This window comes from Janthinobacterium sp. (assembly GCF_031995485.1).
Classification (GTDB): domain Bacteria; phylum Pseudomonadota; class Gammaproteobacteria; order Burkholderiales; family Burkholderiaceae_D; genus Janthinobacterium.
The window spans coordinates 1-20,831 of sequence record NZ_DAMAGB010000034.1; the positions used below are offsets into that span (position 1 = coordinate 1).

17 protein-coding genes are annotated in these 20,831 nt (G+C 64.3%); 10 read left to right on the plus strand and 7 right to left on the minus strand.

What is annotated here, in order from left to right:
• Position 1: 1 nt before the first annotated feature.
• Together RTQ46_RS17955 and RTQ46_RS17960 are read left to right on the plus strand one after the other, a co-directional pair.
• Positions 2 to 1,381 (plus strand): ATPase domain-containing protein, encoded by a 1,380-nt coding sequence (locus RTQ46_RS17955; RefSeq protein WP_312438710.1) that lies wholly within the window; start codon positions 2 to 4, stop codon positions 1,379 to 1,381.
• 8 nt (positions 1,382 to 1,389) lie between these two features.
• Positions 1,390 to 2,910 carry a response regulator gene (locus tag RTQ46_RS17960; protein ID WP_312438712.1) on the plus strand — a complete coding sequence of 507 codons (1,521 nt, stop codon included), beginning with the start codon at positions 1,390 to 1,392 and terminating at the stop codon, positions 2,908 to 2,910.
• Between the two features lie 2 nt (positions 2,911 to 2,912).
• Here RTQ46_RS17960 and RTQ46_RS17965 read toward each other — a convergent pair whose 3' ends face one another.
• A complete protein-coding gene (locus RTQ46_RS17965; RefSeq protein WP_312438713.1) occupies positions 2,913 to 4,799 on the minus strand; it encodes an MFS transporter in 1,887 nt (628 codons plus the stop codon).
• A gap of 297 nt (positions 4,800 to 5,096) precedes the next feature.
• On the opposite strand from RTQ46_RS17965, the gene RTQ46_RS17970 reads away from it, so the two are divergent.
• Positions 5,097 to 8,324 (plus strand): DUF2339 domain-containing protein, encoded by a 3,228-nt coding sequence (locus RTQ46_RS17970; RefSeq protein ID WP_312438714.1) that lies wholly within the window; start codon positions 5,097 to 5,099, stop codon positions 8,322 to 8,324.
• The gene (locus RTQ46_RS17975; RefSeq protein ID WP_312438715.1) at positions 8,321 to 9,775 is read left to right on the plus strand and encodes a DUF3999 family protein; all 1,455 of its coding nucleotides are present in this window, start codon (positions 8,321 to 8,323) and stop codon (positions 9,773 to 9,775) included. Before RTQ46_RS17970 ends, RTQ46_RS17975 begins: the two co-directional genes overlap by 4 nt.
• 4 nt (positions 9,776 to 9,779) lie before the next feature.
• On the opposite strand, the gene RTQ46_RS17980 is transcribed toward RTQ46_RS17975, so the two are convergent.
• Positions 9,780 to 10,523 (minus strand): helix-turn-helix domain-containing protein, encoded by a 744-nt coding sequence (locus RTQ46_RS17980; protein WP_312438716.1) that lies wholly within the window; start codon positions 10,521 to 10,523, stop codon positions 9,780 to 9,782.
• A 148-nt stretch (positions 10,524 to 10,671) separates the two neighbouring features.
• Between RTQ46_RS17980 and RTQ46_RS17985 the strand changes: the two genes are divergently transcribed.
• Together RTQ46_RS17985 and RTQ46_RS17990 are read left to right on the plus strand one after the other, a co-directional pair.
• Complete coding sequence (locus tag RTQ46_RS17985; protein ID WP_312438717.1) at positions 10,672 to 11,097, plus strand: hypothetical protein; 426 nt, start codon at positions 10,672 to 10,674, stop codon at positions 11,095 to 11,097.
• A 4-nt stretch (positions 11,098 to 11,101) separates the two neighbouring features.
• A complete protein-coding gene (locus tag RTQ46_RS17990) occupies positions 11,102 to 11,881 on the plus strand; it encodes a DUF2145 domain-containing protein (RefSeq protein WP_312438718.1) in 780 nt (259 codons plus the stop codon).
• On the opposite strand, the gene RTQ46_RS17995 is transcribed toward RTQ46_RS17990, so the two are convergent.
• The 3 genes from RTQ46_RS17995 to RTQ46_RS18005 are packed head-to-tail and all read right to left on the minus strand — an operon-like array spanning position 11,811 to position 14,203.
• Positions 11,811 to 12,497, minus strand: coding sequence for a 4-phosphopantetheinyl transferase (locus RTQ46_RS17995; protein ID WP_312438720.1), 687 nt, complete (start codon positions 12,495 to 12,497; stop codon positions 11,811 to 11,813). The genes RTQ46_RS17990 and RTQ46_RS17995 overlap by 71 nt on opposite strands.
• A 28-nt stretch (positions 12,498 to 12,525) precedes the next feature.
• Positions 12,526 to 13,920, minus strand: coding sequence for an AMP-binding protein (locus tag RTQ46_RS18000; protein ID WP_312438722.1), 1,395 nt, complete (start codon positions 13,918 to 13,920; stop codon positions 12,526 to 12,528).
• The gene (locus RTQ46_RS18005) at positions 13,913 to 14,203 is read right to left on the minus strand and encodes a phosphopantetheine-binding protein (RefSeq protein WP_312438723.1); all 291 of its coding nucleotides are present in this window, start codon (positions 14,201 to 14,203) and stop codon (positions 13,913 to 13,915) included. Before RTQ46_RS18005 ends, RTQ46_RS18000 begins: the two co-directional genes overlap by 8 nt.
• Before the next feature lie 184 nt (positions 14,204 to 14,387).
• On the opposite strand from RTQ46_RS18005, the gene RTQ46_RS18010 reads away from it, so the two are divergent.
• Positions 14,388 to 14,936: an outer membrane beta-barrel protein gene (locus RTQ46_RS18010; RefSeq protein ID WP_312438725.1), complete on the plus strand. Its 549-nt coding sequence runs from the start codon at positions 14,388 to 14,390 to the stop codon at positions 14,934 to 14,936.
• A 154-nt stretch (positions 14,937 to 15,090) separates the two neighbouring features.
• Entirely contained in the window at positions 15,091 to 15,447 is a 357-nt protein-coding gene (locus tag RTQ46_RS18015) for a ribonuclease E inhibitor RraB (RefSeq protein ID WP_312438726.1), read from the plus strand.
• Positions 15,448 to 15,654: 207 nt separating this feature from the next.
• Here the strand turns inward: RTQ46_RS18015 and RTQ46_RS18020 are convergent, their stop codons facing one another.
• Both RTQ46_RS18020 and RTQ46_RS18025 read right to left on the minus strand, forming a co-directional pair.
• Positions 15,655 to 16,977, minus strand: coding sequence for a homoserine dehydrogenase (locus tag RTQ46_RS18020; protein WP_312438727.1), 1,323 nt, complete (start codon positions 16,975 to 16,977; stop codon positions 15,655 to 15,657).
• 72 nt (positions 16,978 to 17,049) lie between these two features.
• Entirely contained in the window at positions 17,050 to 18,279 is a 1,230-nt protein-coding gene (locus tag RTQ46_RS18025) for a pyridoxal phosphate-dependent aminotransferase (RefSeq protein ID WP_312438728.1), read from the minus strand.
• Between the two features lie 385 nt (positions 18,280 to 18,664).
• Between RTQ46_RS18025 and RTQ46_RS18030 the strand changes: the two genes are divergently transcribed.
• Together RTQ46_RS18030 and RTQ46_RS18035 are read left to right on the plus strand one after the other, a co-directional pair.
• Positions 18,665 to 19,069: an Mth938-like domain-containing protein gene (locus tag RTQ46_RS18030; protein WP_312438730.1), complete on the plus strand. Its 405-nt coding sequence runs from the start codon at positions 18,665 to 18,667 to the stop codon at positions 19,067 to 19,069.
• Positions 19,066 to 20,739 (plus strand): glycosyltransferase family 39 protein, encoded by a 1,674-nt coding sequence (locus RTQ46_RS18035; protein WP_312438732.1) that lies wholly within the window; start codon positions 19,066 to 19,068, stop codon positions 20,737 to 20,739. Before RTQ46_RS18030 ends, RTQ46_RS18035 begins: the two co-directional genes overlap by 4 nt.
• Positions 20,740 to 20,831: the final 92 nt, after the last annotated feature.

Below are 20,831 nucleotides of genomic sequence, written 5' to 3' on the forward strand. Positions count from 1 at the left end.
TCTGCTGGAAGGCGAACCGGGCACGGGCAAGACCACGCTGGCGCTGCAGTTCCTGATGGAAGGCGTGCGCGCCGGCGAAGCGGTGCTGTACGTGGCGCTGGCCGAATCGGAAATCGAACTGCGCGGCGCGGCGCTGTCGCACGGCTGGGACCTGGCCGGCATCGGCATCGAAGAGGTGGCGCCCAGCGACGACATGCTCGATCCGGAGCGCCAGTACACCATCTTCCACCCGTCCGAAATCGAACTGGCCGCCACCAACCAGCGCATCCTGGCCGCCATCGACAAGCACCGGCCCGCCAGGCTGGTGCTCGACTCGCTGTCGGAACTGCAACTGCTGGCGGAAAATCCGCTGCGCTACCGGCGCCAGGTGGTGGCGCTGAAACAATACCTGGCCAGCCGCCATTGCACCACCATCCTGATCGATGACCGTTCCGCGCAGGACGATGGCCTGCAGGTGCGCAGCGTGGCGCACTGCGTGGTCTCGCTCGAACTGCAGAACCAGGACTATGGCAATGACCGGCGCCGCGTGCGCGTGGTGAAATACCGCGGCGTGCCGTTTCGCGGTGGCGCGCACGACTATAAAATCGCCCGCCACGGGCTGGTGGTCTATCCGCGCCTGGTGGCGGCCGAGAGCCGGCGCGAAGTCCAGGGCACTGTCCTGTCCTCCGGCGTGCCGGAACTCGACGCGATGGTGGGCGGCGGCCTGGAAGAAGGCATGAGCACGCTTATTTCCGGTCCGGCCGGCAGCGGCAAGTCGACGCTGGCGGCGCAGTTCGTGCACGCGGCCACCGTGCGCGGCGAGCCGTGCGCCATGTTCTTGTTCGAAGAAGCGCGCAGCAAGCTGCTCAAGCGCACCGATGGCGTGGGCATGCGCCTGCGCGCAGCGCAGGACAGCGGCCTGCTGCTGGTGCGGCAGGTCGACCCGGCCGAACTGCCCCCTGGCGAATTTGCCCATGCGGTGGTCGATGCGGCCGAACGGGGCGCGCGCGTGATCGTGATCGACAGCCTGAACGGCTACATGAACGCGGTGCCCGACGAGCGTTTCCAGAATACCTACCTGCACGAACTGCTGAACTACCTGAGCCAGCGCGGCGTGGCCACGCTATTGGTGGGGGTGCAGCAGAACATGCTGGGTACGGCCATGACCACCTCGGCCGACGCCAGCTACCTGGCCGACAGCGTAATCATGCTGCGCTATTACGAAACGGAAGGCGAGGTGCGGCAAGCCATTTCGGTGTTCAAGAAGCGCGGCAGCGTCCATGAGCGCAGCATCCGCCGCTTTGAAATCGGCCCGCAGGGTGTCCATATCGGTCCGCCGCTGGCCGGCTTTCACGGCATTTTGTCCGGCATGCCCACGGTCGGCGGCACGCCATTCCCCTGAGGCAGGCGATGGAACAGCGCATCCTGATCTACGCGCCGGCCGGCCAGGACGCCGCCCTGGCCGTCAAGGTGCTGGCCAGCGGCGCCATCGACAGCCTGGCCTGCCAGTCGGCCGGCGAACTGGCGCAGCAGCTGAACCAGGGCGCGGGCGGCGTGGTGACGGTGGAAGAAGCGCTGCAGGCGGGCGCCTGGCAAGTATTGGACGATTACGCACGGCAACAGCCACAATGGTCGGACCTGCCCATCATCGTGCTGACCCATAGCGGCCAGGACACCCTGCCCCTGCGCCAGGCCATTTCCACGCTGGGCAACCTGACCCTGCTGGAACGCCCGGTGCACACGCTGACGCTGATTACCTCGGCGCACGCCATGCTGCGCGCGCGCACGCGCCAGTACCAGGTGCGCGAAAGCCAACGGCGCAAGGACGAGTTCCTGGCCAGCCTGGGGCACGAACTGCGCAATCCGCTGGCGCCGATCCGTACCTCGGCCGCCGTGCTGGGCCGGCTGTATCCCGCATCGGAACAGATCGCCAGGGTGCAAGGCGTGATCGAGCGGCAAGTCACGCAACTGACGCGGCTGGTCGACGACCTGCTCGACGTGGGCCGCATTACCAGCGGCAAGGTAGCGCTGCAGCGCCAGCAGGTGGGCTTCGAGCAGATCATCCATCACGTGATCGAGCTGTGCCAGGAAGCGGCCGCCAGCCGCCAGTTGGCCCTGACAGCCGACCTGCCGCCCCGCCCTGTCGTGCTGCATGCCGACTATGCGCGCATGGTGCAGATCTTCACCAACATCGTCTCGAATGCGATCAAGTTTACGCCGCCGGGCGGCCATATCCATATCAGTGCGCAGATGGCGGACGGCCTGTTGCATACCACGATCGAGGACGATGGCATCGGCCTCGACGCGGAGGCGATTCCGCGCATCTTTTCCCTGTTCGAGCAAAGCCGTACGGTGGCCGGGCAACTGGCCAGTGGCCTGGGCATTGGCCTGAGCCTGGCACGCCAGTTTGCCGAAATGCATGGCGGCAGCGTGCAGGCCTACAGCGCCGGCCCCGGGCGTGGCAGCCGCTTCGTGGTGACCCTGCCGGCCAGCGTGGAAGCGGCGCCGGCAGCGGCGGCGCCGGCGCCAGCCGTGTCGCCGGACGCGCATGGCGCGTTGCAGGTGCTGGTGGTGGACGACAATATGGATGCGGCCGATGCGCTGCAGACCCTGTTTCAGCTGGAAGGCCATCGCGCCGATGTCGCCTACGACGGCCGGCAGGCGTTGCAGGCCATCAGCCACAGCTGGCCGCAGCTGGTCGTAATGGACCTGGGCATGCCCGGCATGGATGGCTATGAAACGGCGCGCCAGATCCGCCAGCTGGCCCATGGCCGCCCGACCCTGATGATCGCCCTGACCGGCTGGGGCCAGGGCGACGCCCGCCAGCGCACGCTGGAAGCGGGCTTTGACCACCACCTGACCAAACCGGTCGACTTCGAGGCGATCGATGCGCTGCTGCAACAGTATCTTGCCGGGTCAGCGTCGCAGTGAGCTTACTTCCACTTGCCCCGCAGGTCCTGCACCTTCTGCTGCAGCAGTTCCGGCGTGGCCAGCTCGGGCGCCACCGGCACGCCGACGGCCAGCGCCAGGTGCGAACGCAGCCCCGCCTTGAAGGCGCGCTCGAACAGATGGCCGTTGCGGTGGCTCAGCAGATGGCCCCACAGGCCGCGCAGCGCCAGCGGAATCACCGGCACCTTGCTGCGCGCGACGATTTTCGACACGCCGCCCTTGAATTCGTTGATCTGTCCGGTGCGCGTGAGCTTGCCTTCCGGGAAGATACACACCAGCTCGCCTTCGTGCAGCGCTTGGGCGATATCGACAAACGCGCGCTCCATCAGGAAAGGATCGTCCTTGGCCGAGGCGATCGGAATCGCCTTGGCGGTGCGGAAGATCCAGCCCATCAGCGGCATCTTGAATATCTTGTGGTCCATCACGAAGCGGATCGGGCGCGGGCTGGCCGCCACGATGACGATGGCATCCACATAGCTGACATGATTGCACACCAGCACGGCCGCCCCTTCGGCCGGAATGCGGTCGCCATCGACCACTTTCACGCGGTGCACGGTGTGGATCAGGATCCAGGCCAGGAAGCGCATCAGGAATTCCGGCACCAGCGAGAAGATATATGCGGCCACCAGCGCATTGAGGATGGCGGTCACCAGGAACAGCTGCGGAATGGTAAAGCCTTGTCCCAGCAGCACGATGGCCACGCCGGCCGCCGCCACCATGAACAAGGCGTTGAGGATATTCATGCCGGCGATCGTGCGCGATATATGTTTCGGGTCGCAGCGCGTCTGGATCAGCGCAAACAGCGGCACGATAAAGAAGCCGCCAAACACGCCGATCATCACGATGTCGAACAGGATGCGCGGCACGCCGGCCTGGCCGACAAACGCCAGCGCATCGACGAGCTGGGTATTGGCATAGGCATTGCTGGCGAAAAACAGGTCGATGCCGAACAGCGACAGGCCGATCGAGCCGAACGGCACCAGGCCGATCTCGACCTTGTGTCCGGACAATTTTTCGCACAGCAGCGAACCGGTGCCGATGCCGACCGAAAACACGGTCAGCAGCAGCACGAACACGCCATGGTCGCCATGCAGGAAATCCTTGGCGTAGACGGGGAACTGCGCCAGGATCAGCGCGCCATAAAACCAGAACCACGAGTTGCCCAGCATGGCCAGGAACACGGGACGGTTCTTGCGCGAGAAATTGAGGTTGCGGAACGACTCGGCGACAAAGTTGATGCTCACTTTCAGGTCGGGTTCGGGCGCCGGCGTGCGCGGCACGCGGTAGCTGGCGATCAGGCCGAAGACGGCCACCACGATGGTGGCGCCGGCCACCAGCTCCACGCCCAGCGGTTTGTGCACGATCAGCACGGCACCAAGGATTTCGCCGAGCAAAATGCCGACAAAGGTACCCATCTCGATCAGGCCATTGCCGCCGACCAGCTCCTCGGGTTTCAGCTGCTGCGGCAGGTACGCGTACTTGACGGGCCCGAACAGGGTCGAGTGCACGCCCATGCCGACCACCGCGGCCACCAGCAGCCACAGGGTATGCGTCATCCAGCCGGCGGCGGCCACCGCCATGATGGCCAGTTCCATCCATTTGACGAAACGGGCCAGGCCCGCCTTTTCAAACTTGTCGGCCAGCTGGCCGGCGGTGGCCGAAAACACCACGTAGGGCAGGATGAACAGGCCCGGGATCAGGTTGGTGATGGTGGAGGCATCGAGCTTGGTCCAGCTCAGCGCGTCGTAGGCGAGGATCACCATCAGTGCCGTCTTGAACAGATTGTCGTTGAAGGCGCCAAAGAACTGGGTCCAGAAAAACGGCCCGAAGCGGCGCTGCGACAATAAGGAGAACTGGCTGCTTTGACTCATGGCGTGGGAATGGAAAGTGAACGAATTGCTAAAATACAGCACTATCCTGCGCACGACAATCTGAATGTCGGGGTCTTGCTTCTAATCAATACCGCCAGCGGCCCGGCATTACATGCTCGCATCGAGGCCAAGAAATTTCCACATGGCTATAAGAAAACCGTCATTCTTAATAATAAGGTAAGGTGCGCATACACATCGGGGGCGGCGCGCGCCCTGTCCTGCCAGGAAAACCAAACTATGTTCGTACTGATACCGTTGCTATTGGTGGTCGTGTTGTTCACGGCTTTCGTTATAACGATGAGAAACCGCGGCAAGGTCGCGGAGCTGGAAGCGCTCACGGTGCGCCTGCGCCGCGAAGTCGACAGCATGCAGCAGCGCCTGCAAGCGCTCGAGCGAGGGTCGGCCGCCACAACGCCGGCCACAATGGTGGCGGCCGCGCCGGTAGCAAGCACGCCGGCAACGCCCGTGCCCGAACCGGCTGCGCCTGCCCAACCTGCCGTGCCGGCGCCGCCTGCACAGCCAGCCGCGCCCGCGCCAGCGTTCATCCCGCCCGCCATTACCATTTCGCTCGACAAGCCACGGCCTGCCAGCACCGCCGCGCCCGCAGCCGCCGCGCCGCCAGCCCCCGCGCCAGCGGCCACTCCACCGGTCCGGCCTGCTCCAGCGCCTGTTCCGGTGCGGGTCACGCCAAATACCCCCGCCTGGGCCAGCGATGCGGAAGACATGTTTGCCAAGGCCAAGGCCTGGCTGTTTACGGGCAACCTGGTCGCCAAGCTGGGCCTCTTGATCCTGTTCCTTGGCGTCAGCTTCCTGCTCAAATACGTGTCGGCGCAGATCACAGTGCCGATCGAGCTGCGCCTGGCCGGCATCGCGCTGGCCGATATTGCCCTTTTGGCCTGGGCCTGGCGCATCCGCCTCGCGCGTCCCGGCATCAGCCTGCCGCTGCAGGGCACGGCGCTGGCGATCCTGATGCTGGTGACGTTTGGCGCCTTCCGCCTGTACGAACTGATGCCGGCCAGCCTGGCCTTTATTTTGCTGTTCGTGCTGACCGGCTTTACCTGCCTGCTGGCGGTGGTGCAGAACGCCGTCTGGCTGGCCGTGTTCGGCATTATCGGCGGCTTTGCCGTGCCGATACTTGTCTCCACCGGCGGCGGCAGCCATATCGGCCTGTTCAGCTATTACGCGCTGCTCAACGCCGGCGTGTTCGCGATTGCCCTGAAACGCTCGTGGCGCGTGTTGAATGTGCTCAGCTTCGGCTTCACGTTCGTGGTGGCCACCGCCTGGGGCCTGCTGCGCTATGTGCCGGAAAATTATCTGTCGAGCCAGCTGTTCCTGATCCTGTTCGTGCTGTTTTATGTCGGCATCGCGATTGCCTACTGCGCGCGCCAGGCGCCGCGCCTGAAACACTATGTGGACGGCACGCTGGTGTTCGGCACGCCACTGGCCGCAATGGGCCTGCAATTTGGCCTCGTCAAGCACATGCATTTCGGCCTGGCGTTTTCGGCGCTGGTCGCCGGCCTGTTCTATACGGGCTTGGCGGTGGCGCTGTGGCGCCGCCGCAGCGGCCACTTCAAATTGCTGGCCGAAGCGTTCCTGGCGCTGGGCATTGTGTTCGGCACGCTGGCGATTCCGTTCGCGCTCGACGGCCGCTGGACCTCGGCCGCCTGGGCGCTGGAAGGCGCCGGCATCGTCTGGGTCGGCCTGCGCCAGCGCCAGCCGCTGGCCTGGGCGTTTGGCCTGCTGGTGCAGGCAGGCGCGTGGATCTCTTTCCTCGGCATCCTGGCCGACATGAATACCGACATCGCGCTGCAATCGAACCTGTGGCTGGGCTTTTTGCTGCTGGCCGCCGCCGCGCTGCTGATGGCGATCAACTTCCGCCGCCAGCAAGGCGTGGCACACGCCAAACTGGGGCCGGAACTGATGCAGGGCCTGTCGGTGGTGTTCCTGGCCGGCGCCACCGCCTGGCTGCTGGGCGGACTGTGGACCGAGATTTTGCTGCGCACCGACGCCATCACGCAGCTGAACCTGCTGACCCTCAGCGCGCTGGCGGTGGCCGCCGGCCTGTTCTGGCTGGCGCAGCGCCTGCAATGGACGGTGCCGCGCGTGCTGTTGCTGCTGGTACAACTGCTGGCCGGCGCCGTGCTGTTGCTGCGCATGGGGCTGGAATGGAACGATCACCCGAGCAACCTGTTGCATGGCACCTTCGTCAGCGCGCTGCTGCTGGGCGCCGCCGCGCTGGCCAGCGCCTGGTTTGCCCAGCGCCAGGCGCGCGTGGAAATCAATGCAAAACTGTCGCTGGCCGCGCTGCCATTGCTGCAGTGGAGCGGTCTGCTGTGGTTTGTCGGCGTGCTGTTCCCGCTCACCAGTTGGCTGCTGCGCATGCTTGATGGCAATGACAGCATGCATCCGCATGCGGGCGAACACTGGCTGGCGCTGTATCTGATTGCCGTCAGTCTCGTCACGCCGCTGTTCGCGCTGCTGGCGCGCCGCCTGGCCTGGCCGCAGCTGCGCTGGCTGACGCCGCCCGTCTGGATCGGCCTGGGCCTGTGGAGCGCCAATATGCTGATGGCCCTGTACCTGCGCGAATACCTGCCGACCGGCCTGTCCTGGCTGGCGCTGGCCTGCATGCTGGCCAGCGGTGAATTCATGCTGCGCACCTGGTCGCGCGCCGGCTGGCACCTGAACCTGCGCGTGCTGCGCCTGCTGCACACGGTGCGCATTGCCGGTCCATGGCTGATGCTGTGGCCGGTCGGTGCGATCCATATCGACGCCTGGCTGGCAGGGCAAGGCGAGGCCGTCAGCCCGGCCTGGTCGCGCTATCTGCCGGCCTGGGCCATGATGCTGGCGCTGGCCTTGCTGATCCGCCGCTGCCGCGCAGGCGGTTGGCCGGTGGCGCCGATTGCCAGCTGGTACCAGCGCTATCTGATACCGCTGGGCGCGCTGTGGTCGGTGGTGCTGATCGCCGCCTGGAATTTCATGGACAACGGCGCCATGGCGCCGCTGCCCTACCTGCCTCTGCTCAATCCGCTCGATATCAGCAGTGGCCTGGCGATTTTGCTGGGCATTGCCGCCTACCGCCTGCTGCGTGCCGGCCAGCCGCTGTGGCTGGAGCCGCTACAGGCGCGCGTAAAGGTGGCCGCCGCCTGCTTCGTCTACGGCTGGTTCAACCTGATGCTGCTGCGCACGGTATCGAATTACATGGGGGTACCGTATGCATTCGACGACATGATGGCGTCGCAGTTCGTGCAGGCCATGCTGTCGCTGGTGTGGAGCATTACCGCCCTGCTGCTGATGCGCCATGCGGCCCAACACCAGCGGCGCCAGCAATGGACGCTGGGCGCCGTGCTGCTGGCGCTGGTGGTGGCCAAACTGTTCCTGGTCGACCTGTCGAACGTGGGCGGCATTGCCCGTATCGTCTCGTTTGTCGGCGTGGGTCTGCTGATGCTGCTGATCGGCTACCTGGCGCCGTTTCCCAAGGCGGCAGACAGCATCGCCGAACCCGCAATCAAACCGGAGAGCGCATGAAACTTGTCCTGTCGATCGTGAGCCTGCTGGCGTGTGGCACGGCGCTGGCGCAAAATGTGCCGGACCATCCATCCAGCTATGGCTGGAGCATGCCGGTCACCGTGCCGGCCGGCGCCGGCGTGGCGCGCCTGCCGTTGCCCAGGGAGGTGTATCTGCATGCGCGCACCGGCAACCTGGCCGACGTGCGGCTGGTCGACCGCGACGGCCAGCGCCTGCCGTTTGCCATCAGCACGCCGCCGGCGCAGTCCAGCACGCAGCGCAGCAGCGTGGCCGCGCGCATCTTTCCCGTAACGGGCAGCACGGCCGGCGGTGGCGGCTTGCAGAACGTCGAGATCCGCACCGGCAGCGATGGACGGCTGCTGTCGGTCAGCGCCAGCGCCGGTGCCGGCAGCGGCGCCGTCGGCAAGACGCTGCAGGCGCTGATCCTCGATATCGGCCAGCAGGCGCCTGGCAGCCGCATCGGCGCGCTGCGCTTTACGCCACCGGCCAACACCGGCGACTACAGCGCGCAGGTGCTGCTCGAAGCGAGCGACGACCTGAAACAATGGGATGCGGTCGGCACCACCACCCTGAACTGGCTCAGCAACAGCGACACGCAGACGCTGGCCAATGACAGCATCGCCTTTGCGCCGCGCGCCTTCCGCTATGCGCGCCTGAGCTGGCAGGAAGGCGCGCCGCTGGTGTTTGCCGGCATCGCGGCGCAGGCCGTGAGCGAATCGGAAGCGGCGCCGCCGCGCGCTTCCATCGTACTGCGGGGAGCGCCCGGCAAGCAGGCCAATGAATGGAGTTACGCCACGCCGGTCGCGATTCCGGCCGACAGCATCGCGCTGCAATTTACGCAATCGAATGTGGTACTGCCGGTGACCTTGGGCGTGTATCGCCGGAGTAATGAGGTGCCGCAGCGCCGCCTGCATCTGCACCGCCAGACGCGCCAGCAGCCGACCGGCGACTATTTCGATCCGCTGCTGAGCACCAGCTTCTACCGCATCAGCGACGCCGGCAAGGAGCGCGTCTCGGGCGAGCTGGCGATGCCGGTGGTGCAGACCACGCAATGGATCTTGCGCCCGCAGACGCAAGGCACGGCGCTGCCGGCCGAGGCGCCCTCGCTGCGCCTGGGCTGGACGCCGGAAACGCTGGTATTTTTGGCCGGCGGCAAGGGACCCTACCGCCTGGTGTTCGGCAAAGCCGACGCGCAACCGGTGGCGCAGCCGCTGTCGCAGGTGGCGCCCGGCTACCGCGACGGAGAATTGCAGGCGCTGCCGGTTGCCACGGCCGGTGCGCTGACGGCGCATGCCGGCACCGGCGACACGGCGCCTTCCCCGGCTGACCACGGCGCGCCATGGCGCCTGGCCGCGCTGTGGGCGGCCCTGCTGCTGGGCGTGGGCGTGCTGGGCTTTTTTGCCTGGCGCCTGCTGTCGCAGATCAAGGACGAGCAGCCGCCCGCGCCGTAAGCCGTTACTGCCGCAATAATGCCTTGAAGGTCTGCGGCATCCACGGCCGCGCCGCCAGCATGAAGCTGATGGCCAGGCGCTCCTCGCCCGGCAGGCGCGCGTCTTCCTGGTGCTGGCGCGAAAACTCGACCGCCACCTGCTGCAGCCGTTCCAGCAGGGCCGCCGTGGATTTTTTCGACAGCATCACGTTGACCAGGCGCAGCAATTCGCTGTCGCCGTCGAACTGCGAGTTCAGGTAGTCGTCATACGCTTCCTGCTTGAAATAGGTGTGAATGGGGCCGTTCGGTATCCAGGCGAACGTGCGCGCCACCAGCAGCTTGACGCGGTTGTTCGGCAACAGTTCCAGGAAACCGATCTTGTCGAGGCGCAGCAGATATTTCACGGCCTGCGCCTCGCTGATGTCGTAGATGGCAATGATCTGTTCCAGCGGCAGCAGGTTCAGCGCCGAGACGGCCACGATAAACAGCTTGGTGTCCTCGATGATTTCCTTTTCCTGTGCATACGTCAGACCCGTGATCAGGGCCGGCGCCGCCTGCGCTGCCTGCACGGCCAATGCCAGTTGCTGGAAATCGCTGTCGATCGCCACCAGGATCTGCTCCAGCCGCTGCAGGGTAAATTGTTTCAGTGAAAACATGCGCTTGACGCTGGCTTCGGACACGCTGATCCTGCGCGCCAGTTCGGCATACGTCACGGCGCGCTGCTTCAGCAGTCGCTTCAGGGCTTCGATCAGGGCGTGGGTATGCGGCATGGCCATCCTTGGCGTGATAAAGAACAACATAGTATCAAAAAGTGATACCCGCAGTACGGCTGCCCACTACGAGTAGCATTCCGATTGACCAAACACCTGCCATCGACAATCATGACGTTGCCAATTGGCACATATGAAGGAGACCTTGATGAACCTGACCACCAAATACCTGTTGCCCCTTTGCCTGACCCTGGCGCTGTCGGCCGCCATGCCGGGCCTGGCCCATGCCGACGGCTCGCGCAATCTGTCGCGCGGCTCCGAAGGGCTGAGCGAAGGGTCCGCCATTGTTGTGGCTGGCTCGCTGTCGATGCTGGTAGCCTCGGGCCAGGTAGTCGTCGCCAGCGTCGAAACGGTCGGGGAAGGCATCGTGGTGGTGCTGAAAGGCGCGTCCGAAGCGGGCGGCGCCTCGATCCGGATGAGCGCGAAAGCGGCCGAGGGCCTGTCGCTGGCCGCCGGCACGATGGTCAGCGTGGTAGCCATGTCGACTGGCCATATGCTGGTGCTGTCCGGCAAGGCCATCGCCTTTATTCCGAACGAAGTGGGCAAGGCGCTGTTGCACCATTCGAAGGCATAAGACCATGAAACGCCTGACGATACTCGTTTTCAGCCTGCTGCTGGCCGGCGCCGCCCACGCGGGGCGCTCGTGCGAAGAAAAACCGACCGACGCCGGCACGCTGGTCAAGTCGATGGAGCTGGCGCAAAAGACCTGGCAGGCGCTCGACGCCTCCGGCGCGCAGGTGGCGCTGGTGGCACGCGCCGGGCAGGATCTGTCGAAATACAATCTGCGCTACTCGCACATGGCGCTGGCCTGGCGCGACCATCCGCAGGGACGCTGGCTGGTGGTGCATGAACTGAACGAATGCGGCACGGCGCAATCGTCGCTGTACAACGAGGGCCTCGGCAATTTCTTCATGGATGACATCTTCATGTACGAAACGCTGATCATGGTGCCATCGCAGGAAACCCAGCAGCAGCTGGCGCGCCTGCTGGCCTCGAACACGCCCAAGCGCCTGCATGAAGGCCACTACAATATGCTGGCCTATCCGTTTTCCACCAAATACCAGAATTCGAACCAGTGGGTACTGGAAACGCTGGCGGCCGCCAGCAACGACCCCGGCAAGATCGAGACGCGCGGCGAAGCGCAAACCTGGCTGCGCAGCGCCAGCTACGCGCCGCAGACGCTCAGCATTCCCGCCGCCACGCGCCTCGGTGCGCGCATGTTCCGCGCCAATATCGCGTTTGACGACCACCCGTTCGAGCGCCGCATGACGCGCCAGATCGACGTCGTCACGGTTGACTCCATCGTGCGCTTCCTGCGCCAGCGCGATCCCCAGGTGCAGGAAATCGTGGTGCGGTGACTCGGCCGGCCAGCGCGGCGACCTGCAAGTCGGGCAAGCCCGCCAGCGGTGCGGCGCTGCACAGCACGATCGACAGTTCGGGATGGGCCAGCGCCACGCAGCTGGCCGCCTCCCCGGCCTCCCCGCCCAGCTTGTAGCGTGCCTCGGACTCGCTCCAGCGCCGGTAAAACGACGCCAGCTGTTGCTCACGCGGCATGGCCGCCAGGTGGTTTGCCACCGCGTCGCCGAAGGCCTGCCGCGCTAGCGCCAGCACATCGCGCTTGGCATCCATCACCTCGATATCGAGCCCCAGCGCCGTTTGCCGGCTGACCGCGCAGGCGATCCAGTGGCCGCTGTGCGACAGGCTGAAAGATGGCGCGCCGGCAGGCGACAGCGGCGCCTGCCCTGCCCGCTCTTCCAGCACGATGATGGCGGGCGGCACGCCGAGCGCCTGGGCCAGCACCGTGCGCAGCAAGGCGCGCCCCAGCACGAACTGGCGCTGGCGCTGCGGCCGCATGAAGCGGGCATGGCGCGCCAGTTCGCCGGGCGACAGCCAGGACATATATCCGCGCAGCAGAGCGTCACCGATGGTACGCGCGTCAAGGAGCCAGACGGCGGCCACTGAGGTGTCAGGCATGGGAGACAGCGGCGCCACCATGCTTGCGCTATGAAAGATCGGCAGGCTCGAGCAGCGCCAGCAACAGCGCCTGCGTGGTCTTGCCCTGCGCATTGATCGGCAACTGCTCCAGGTAGCGCCAGCGGCGCGGCATGGCCACCGCATCTACCTGGCCATGCAGCGCCTGCCGCAGTCGCCGGTTCAGTGCCAGCTTGCCTTCGCCGGCCAGCAGCGCGCGGCCAGCTGCGCTGCAGACGATAACAGCGGCTACTTGCTGGCGCTCGCCAGCCGGCGCTTCGCACACCAGTACGCGCGCGTCCGCGACCTGAGGCGCAGCGAGCAGCGCCGCTTCGATGACGGACAGGGAGATGCGCTTTTCCTCGATCTTGACGATGCGGTCGCTGCGCCCCAGCAGCACAAAATGACCACCATCAGTGTGCTGCGCGCGGTCGGCCAGCTGCAGCCAGCCCTCGTCGGCCAGGTGCGCCGAGCGCACGTGCAGCGCGCCATCCTCGTCAATGCGCCAGGCCACGCCGGGCAACGCCTGCCAGCTGTCGTCGCCGGGCACTGCATGCGAGCGCTGGCGCCAGGCCACGCCGCCCGTCTCGGAACTGCCATATATTTCAAATGGCACGCGACCCAGCAGAGCGCCGGCGGCCAGCGCGCTATCGTATGGCAGCGGACCGCCAGACGAAAACACGGCGCGCAGCTGCGTGGCAGCCGCACGCCAGGCAAGCTGGTCCGGCAGGCGCTTCAGGTGGGCCGGGCTGGCAACCAGCACGCACGGCCCGTGCGCGAGCAGCGGAGCCAATTGTTCCGGGAACGCCACGCTATGGGCATGCACCGGCCGCCCGGCCACCAGCGGCCACAGTACCTTGAACAGAAGGCCATAGATATGCTGGTGCGTGACGGTGGCGACCACGGCGGCGCCTGCGGCATGGCGGCCGAAGAGTTGCTCGAGCGTCTGCACTTCAGTGCCCAGCTGCGCCAGCTTTTTGGGGATCGCCTGCGCGGCGCCGGTGCTGCCGGAGGTATGCACGACCAGCGCGGGAAACTCGTCGGCCAGCTGGCCCCAGTCCGGCGCGGCGCAGCCGCCGGCGCTTGCCGTCAATGGCGCGTGCTCGGGCGGAAACTGGCCCAGGAATCCGTCGACCGAGGCCGCCAGCGCGGCGCAGCTCGCAGGCAGCACGTCGGCGGTCAGCCAGATTGTCTTGCCGGCCTGCCATGCGCCCAGCAGGGCTGCGCCGAATTCCAGGCTGTCGTCGAGATACAGCGCGAACTGCTGTCCAGGATGCCGCTCCAGCAAGGCTGACCAGTCGGCCATGCGCGCGGCAAGTTCGCCATACGATACCATTTGACCGGCGCGCCAGCCGGCCAGGTCCTGCACAGGGCGGCCACTGATCGTTTGCGCCAGCCTGGCCAGGGAAAATACGGATTCAGCCATGGAAACTGTGAAGCATGGCCGCCAGCGCCCGCACTGACGCAAAATGATGGCTCGCATCGGCCGGCAGGGAAATCCCGTATTTCTTTTGCACAGCCAGGCGCAATGCAAGAGCATCGATCGAGTCCAGTCCCAGCCCTTCGCCGAACAGGGGCGCATCCGTATCAATATCGGCGACACTCAGGTCTTCCAGTTGCAGCGCCGCGATGATCAATTGCTTCACTTCCAGTTCAAGCATGGTGTTCCTGTATCGAGCCTTGGCAATGTCGCAGATGATAAGCCACATTGCGCACCGACATAGTCGACAGGATAAATAAAAACACCGTGGCGATAAAACAACAAATCACTTTTTTTGATATTTGAAAAGTGCTTGCCTTACATAAAAACACACCAGCATATAAAATCCGGCTCCCTTCAAACGATGAATTCCTCATCGTGTTGATACTCAAGGATTAAAAATGAAAAAGCAGATGTTTGCAGTTATCGTTGGCGCCGCTTTGGCCATGCCTTTGTTTGCACAAGCACAAAACGCTTATGTCGGCGTCAATGCCGGCAATGCGGAATTGAAATTGTCGGGCGATTTGGGTTCGGGCAAGGAAGATAAAACTGGCTATAAAGCCTATGCCGGCTACGACTTCAACCAGAATTTCGGCCTGGAAGCCGGTTACGCCAATTTCGGCAAGCTGAAAGACCGTGAAGCCGGCGCGTCGGTCAGCATGGAAACGAGCGCGTTCTACCTGGCCGCCACTGCTACCCTGCCTGTCAACCCGCAATTTTCCGCATTCGTCAAAGGTGGCGTTTCGCAAAACCGCACCAAGGCTGTCCTGAGCGGTTTCGGTCAGCGTTTCAGCGGTTCGGAAGACAAGACTTCCGGCATGTTCGGTATTGGCGCCGCTTACCATTTCAACCAGAATATCTCGGCCGTTGCCGAATACGAAAACTTCGGCAAGACCTACAGCGAAAATGGCGCGAAACTGAAAGCCAGCCTGGTATCGATCGGCGTGCGTTACAAGTTCTGATTCCGTAATTCATCGGAAGCATCAGCCAGTCATGGCTGAAATAAAAAACCGGCCGGGTGCATTGCGTCCCGGCCGGTTTTTTTATGCGCGCATGGTGTGCGGCCGCGGCCGATGTTACCATCGCGCCTTGAAGAACTGAATGAAGGCGCTCGCCATGATGACCAAAGAAGAAGTAGCTGAACTGTTTGACAATATCGCCGAAAACGCACCGTGGGACCTGACCCAGCCGCTGCTGTGGGGCTATTACTTCACCAACCCGACCCCGGAAGCGCTGGAACAGGCCGCCGGCGTGCTGGCCATCGACGGCTACCGTCCCGTCGAGCTGTACCAGCCCGAGCTGGAAGACGCGGCCGCGCCACCGGTGTGGGTGCTGCACGTAGAGAAAGAAGAAGTGCACAATGTGGACAGCCTGCATGCGCGCAATGGCGAACTGCAGCAGTTCGCCCAGGAGCAGAAGCTGGCCAGCTATGACGGCATGGATGTGGGGCCGGTGGGCGAAGCAAGGCAATGACCGCGTCCATCGCGGCATGCAGGTCGCGCAAGTGGCGCAGGTCGGGTAGGTCGGGTAGGTCGGGTAGGTCGGGTAGGTCGGATTAGCGGCAAAGCCGCGTAATCCGACACCACCGGCAAAGTCAACAAGGTCGTCGGATTACGCGCTCGCGCGCTAATCCGGCCTACGCGAGACGCATACGCAACTTCATCGAGCATGCAGGTCGGATTAGCTCAGGTTTTCCAGCCTGATCTTGGTCACCGCGCCCTGCACGCTGTCCAGTGCTTCCATTTTTTCAATCGCCGCCGTGACGTTCTTTTCCTGCGTCTGGTGCGTCAGCATGATGATGTCGGTATGCGTCTCGCCTTCGGCCGGCTCTTTCTGCAGCATGGCGTCGATCGAGATGCCGCGGTCGGCCAGGATACGCGTCAGGTCGGCCAGCACGCCCGGCTGGTCGGCCACGTGCATGCGCAGGTAGTAGCTGGTGGTGATTTCCGACATCGGCAGGATCGCAATGTCCGTCATCGCATTCGGCTGGAACGCCAGGTGCGGCACGCGGTGCTCCGGGTCGGCCGTGGCCAGGCGCGTGATGTCGACAAGGTCGGCGATTACCGACGAAGCGGTCGGCTCGGCGCCGGCGCCGCGGCCCGAATACAGGCTGGCGCCGACGGCGTCGCCATGTACCAGCACCGCGTTCATCGCGCCTTCGACGTTGGCGATCAGGCGCTTGGCCGGGATCAGGGTCGGGTGCACGCGCAGCTCGATGCCTTCCACGCCGTCGACGGTAGCGCGCTTGGTGATGCCCAGCAGCTTGATGCGGTAGCCCAGCTCTTCGGCGTAGCGGATATCGATGGCATTGAGATTGCTGATGCCCTCCACGTAGGCCTTGTCGAACTGCACCGGGATGCCGAAGGCGATCGCCGACATGATGGTGGCCTTGTGCGCCGCGTCCACGCCTTCGATGTCGAAGGTCGGGTCGGCTTCCGCATAGCCCAGTGCCTGCGCCTGTTTCAGCACGGTGGCAAAGTCCAGGCCCTTGTCGCGCATCTCGGACAAAATGAAATTGGTGGTGCCGTTGATGATGCCGGCAATCCATTCGATGCGGTTGGCGGTCAGGCCTTCGCGCAGCGCCTTGATGATCGGGATGCCACCGGCCACGGCCGCCTCGAACGCCACCATCACGCCCCGGTCCTGGGCGGCGGCAAAGATTTCGTTGCCGTGCACGGCCAGCAATGCCTTGTTGGCGGTGACCACATGCTTGCCGTTGGCAATCGCCTGCAGCACCAGGGTTTTCGACAGGTCGTAGCCGCCGATCAGCTCGACAATGATATCGATCTCGGGATCGTTGACGAGGATGGCCGGGTCGTTGACGACCTTGCAGGCGCCCTGAATCAGGCCCTCGGCGCGCGCCACGTCGCGCACGGCGACGGCCACCACTTCGATGCCGCGGCCGGCGCGGCGCTTGATTTCTTCCTGGTTGCGCTGCAGGACGCTGAACGTGCCGTAGCCTACATTGCCCAGGCCCAGCAGGCCGATCTTGATGGATTTCATAATGGTCTTGTGCTCATGAGTGGCGCAGGCACCCTGCCCGCGCCAGGTTGATCGATGCTGTTGCTGGCCGGTTCAAACCCGGCTGTGGCGCTTGCGGTAGCCTTCCAAGAAGCGCGCAATGCGTCCCATCGCCTCGGTCAGGTCGTCCGAATTCGGCAGGAAGACGACGCGGAAATGGTCGGGCGCGATCCAGTTGAAGCCGGTGCCCTGCACGATCAGCACCTTGGCCTCGGCCAGCAGTTCATAGGCGAACTGCTGGTCGTCGGCGATCGGGTAGACGGCCGGATCGAGCTTCGGAAACATGTACAGCGCCGCTTTCGGCTTGACGCAGGTAACACCCGGAATATCGGTCAGCAGCTTGTGCGCCAGGTCGCGCTGCTTGAGCAGCCGCCCGCCCGGCCCCACCAGGTCGTCGATGCTCTGGTAGCCGCCCAGCGCCGTCTGGATCGCAAACTGCCCCGGCGCATTGGCGCACAGCCGCATCGAGGCCAGCATGTTGAGGCCCTCGATGTAATCCTTGGCATGGCGCTTTTCGCCCGACACCACCATCCAGCCGGAACGGTAGCCGCAGGAGCGGTAGTTCTTCGACAGGCCGTTGAGGGTAATGAACAGCACGTCGTCGGCCAGCGAGGCGATCGACACGTGCTGGGCCTGGTCGTACAGCACCTTGTCGTAGATCTCGTCGGCGAAAATGATCAGCTGGTGCTGGCGCGCCAGTTCGACGATCTGCTGCAGCACCTCGACCGGATACAGCGCGCCGGTCGGATTGTTGGGGTTGATGACGACGATGGCCTTCGTTTGCGGCGTGATCTTGCGCCGCATGTCCTCGATATCGGGATACCACTCGTTCTGCTCGTCGCACACATAGTGCACCGGGTGGCCGCCCGACAGGCTGACGGCCGCCGTCCACAGCGGATAGTCGGGCGCCGGCACCAGCACCTCGTCGCCGCTGTTGAGCAGCGCGTTCATCGACATGACGATCAGTTCCGACGCGCCATTGCCCAGGTAAATATCCTCGATGGTGACGCCGGCGATGTTCTTGCCCTGCGTGTAGTGCATGACGGCCTTGCGCGGCGCGAACATGCCTTTCGAATCGGTATAGCCGGCGGCGTTCTGCAGGTTGAGCATCATGTCGCGCACGATCTCGTCGGGCGGATCGAAGCCGAACACGGCCAGGTTGCCGATGTTGAGCTTGGTGATCTTGTGGCCTTCTTCCTCCATTTGCCTGGATTTTTCCAGGACCGGGCCGCGGATGTCGTAGCAGACATCCGCCAATTTATTCGATTTCTGAATCGGTCGCAAAATAAATCCCTGTCGTGATGCGGCGCGCCACTCACCAACGCTGCGCGCCTGAAGCCAATAACTATAATTTGCCAGTCGAAAACAATCATTCTCGCCGAAAGCAGGCCATTTTATCAAATTAAACATGGTCAACCGCAGCATTTCGCGCCTATCCTGCCACGCCTGCCTGCAAATCGGGCAGTACCCACTGCCACGGTTCTTCATGTTCTCTTAATCTTTGCCCGCTAGCATGATAACGCTTACCAGGATCAAGATTGCAGTTTGGAAAGGATGACCATTTCCGTTCGCGCTTTGACCTGGTTTATGGCATCCTGACGGCCCTTGCCGCGGCATTGCCCAGTCGGCCCGGCACCCGATCAACTGAACAGAATACGACCGAATCGCCATGAAACTGCACGCTTCCAGCACCCAGCAATACCAGACCGTGACCGGCTACGATGCCACCGGCGTCGAGATCAATGCCCAGCACTATGACTATAGCCTGATCGTGATGCCGGAGACGCCGCCGCGCGCCTGGGAAGTGGCCAGCTTCGAAGAGCTGACCGAGGCCCATTTCGAGCAGATCCTGGCCGATGCGCCGGACGTGGTGATCCTGGGCACCGGCGAGCGCCAGCGCTTCGTGCATCCGAAACTGACGGCGGCGCTGACCATGCGCCGCATCGGCGTTGAATGCATGGACAGCCAGGCTGCCTGCCGTACCTATAACATCCTGATGGGCGAGGGCCGCAAGGCCACGCTGGCCCTGATTTTGCCTGTGACCTCGCCTGTGACCGCTGGTCAGCCTGCATGAACACCGCTGTCCGCGAGTTCCATGCATCGAAGACGGCGATGTGGACCCTGTTCGGGCTCTTCATCGCCGTCACCTTGTATGCATTGAGCATCCGCACCCTGGTGCCGCCCGACGAAGGCCGCTACGCCGAGATGGCGCGCGAGATGTTCGCCAGCGGTGACTGGATCACCACGCGCCTGAACGGCATCAAGTATTTTGAAAAGCCGCCGCTGCAGACCTGGATGAATGCCATGACCTTTGCCGCTTTCGGCCTCGGCGACTGGCAGGCGCGGCTGTGGACGGGTCTGTGCGGCATCCTTGGCGTTTTCATGACCGGCTATGCGGGCAGGAAAGTGTTCGGTACGCGCGTCGGCCTGTATGCGGGCCTGGTGCTGGCGTCGAGCCTGTTCTGGCTGGCCTCGGGCCAGATCAATTCGCTCGACATGGGCCTGTCCGGCATGATGACGGTCACGCTGGCCAGCCTGCTGATCGCCCAGCGCGACGAGGCCACTGCCAGCGAACGCCGCAACTGGATGCTGCTGTGCTGGGCCGGCATGGCGCTGGCGGTGCTGGCCAAGGGCCTGATCGGCCTGGTATTGCCGGGTTCCGTGCTGATCCTGTACAGCCTGCTGGCGCGCGACTGGCGCATCTGGCACCGCTTGCATCTCGTCAAGGGCATGCTGGTGTTCTTCGCCATTGCCGCGCCGTGGTTCGTGCTGGTGGCCATGCGCAATCCCGAGCAGCCCTACTTCTTTTTTGTGCATGAACACTTCCAGCGTTTCCTGATGAAGGGCCACAAGCGCGAAGGCGCGTGGTACTACTTCGTGCTGCTGCTGATTCCCGGCATCATGCCGTGGCTGGGCGTGTTGCCGCAAAGCCTGGCCGCCGCCTGCAAGCGCCAGGCCGGCACCTTCCAGCCGCGCCTGATGCTGTTGATCTGGGCCGTGTTCATCTTCCTGTTCTTCAGCTATTCGACCTCGAAGCTGCCCGGCTATATCGTGCCGGTGTTTCCCGCGCTGGCCCTGCTGACGGCATTGTTCCTGGAAACGGCCTCGCACCGGCAGCGCATGCTGGCGGCCGGCGTGCTGGCCCTGCTGGGACTGGTGGTGCTGGTCGGCGTGCCGGTGACGCTGGCGGCCATCCGGGCCCGCGACGAGGCCCACCTGGCGGCCTTGCAGGGCTACCAGCCGTGGGTCATGACGGCGGGCGCACTGGCGCTGGCCGGCGGCGTGCTGGCGCTGCTGCATGAACGTGCGCTGCGGCGCGACATGACGATATTGACGATCGCCGTGGCCGGCTTCCTGGCCACCCACAGCATCCTGGCAGGCTCGGAACTGTATGGCCAGAACCGCGCCGGCAGCGACCTGCTGCCGCAGATCCGGGCCGAGCTGAAACCCGGCACCAAGCTCTATTCGGTCAGCATCTACGAACAGTCGCTAACCTACTATCTGCAGCGCCCGGTGACCCTGGTGGCTTACACGGATGAATTCGCTTTTGGCCTGCAGCAGCAGCCCGAATTGTCGATTCCGAAGATAGAGACTTTCATCACGCAATGGACCAATGACGCTACCGCAGGCGTACACAGCCTGGCCATCATCAGCCTGGACCGCTATGAAGACCTGAAACACCGCGGTGTTCCCATGCGCGTGGTTGCCGAAGATGCGCGCCGCATGATCATTGCCAACTTGTAATAAAGCCCTGGCGCCTGCTCGCGCCACCGCCGCAACACCGCCAGGAACGGCCTGCCATCAGGGTTTGCCGGTTTTGACGACCCTTCCGCAGT

What these genes read in the sequence shown, in the direction of transcription:
- RTQ46_RS17960 (WP_312438712.1), top strand. Translation starts at nt 1,390, where the DNA reads ATGGAACAGCGCATCCTGATCTACGCGCCGGCCGGCCAGGACGCCGCC.
- RTQ46_RS17975 (WP_312438715.1), top strand. Translation starts at nt 8,321, where the DNA reads ATGAAACTTGTCCTGTCGATCGTGAGCCTGCTGGCGTGTGGCACGGCG.
- RTQ46_RS17970 (WP_312438714.1), top strand. Translation starts at nt 5,097, where the DNA reads ATGAGAAACCGCGGCAAGGTCGCGGAGCTGGAAGCGCTCACGGTGCGC.
- RTQ46_RS18000 (WP_312438722.1), bottom strand. Translation starts at nt 13,920, where the DNA reads ATGGCTGAATCCGTATTTTCCCTGGCCAGGCTGGCGCAAACGATCAGT.
- RTQ46_RS18035 (WP_312438732.1), top strand. Translation starts at nt 19,066, where the DNA reads ATGAACACCGCTGTCCGCGAGTTCCATGCATCGAAGACGGCGATGTGG.
- RTQ46_RS18015 (WP_312438726.1), top strand. Translation starts at nt 15,091, where the DNA reads ATGATGACCAAAGAAGAAGTAGCTGAACTGTTTGACAATATCGCCGAA.
- RTQ46_RS17990 (WP_312438718.1), top strand. Translation starts at nt 11,102, where the DNA reads ATGAAACGCCTGACGATACTCGTTTTCAGCCTGCTGCTGGCCGGCGCC.
- RTQ46_RS18005 (WP_312438723.1), bottom strand. Translation starts at nt 14,203, where the DNA reads ATGTGGCTTATCATCTGCGACATTGCCAAGGCTCGATACAGGAACACC.
- RTQ46_RS18030 (WP_312438730.1), top strand. Translation starts at nt 18,665, where the DNA reads ATGAAACTGCACGCTTCCAGCACCCAGCAATACCAGACCGTGACCGGC.
- RTQ46_RS17995 (WP_312438720.1), bottom strand. Translation starts at nt 12,497, where the DNA reads ATGCCTGACACCTCAGTGGCCGCCGTCTGGCTCCTTGACGCGCGTACC.
- RTQ46_RS18010 (WP_312438725.1), top strand. Translation starts at nt 14,388, where the DNA reads ATGTTTGCAGTTATCGTTGGCGCCGCTTTGGCCATGCCTTTGTTTGCA.
- RTQ46_RS17985 (WP_312438717.1), top strand. Translation starts at nt 10,672, where the DNA reads ATGAACCTGACCACCAAATACCTGTTGCCCCTTTGCCTGACCCTGGCG.
- RTQ46_RS18020 (WP_312438727.1), bottom strand. Translation starts at nt 16,977, where the DNA reads ATGAAATCCATCAAGATCGGCCTGCTGGGCCTGGGCAATGTAGGCTAC.
- RTQ46_RS17980 (WP_312438716.1), bottom strand. Translation starts at nt 10,523, where the DNA reads ATGCCGCATACCCACGCCCTGATCGAAGCCCTGAAGCGACTGCTGAAG.
- RTQ46_RS17965 (WP_312438713.1), bottom strand. Translation starts at nt 4,799, where the DNA reads ATGAGTCAAAGCAGCCAGTTCTCCTTATTGTCGCAGCGCCGCTTCGGG.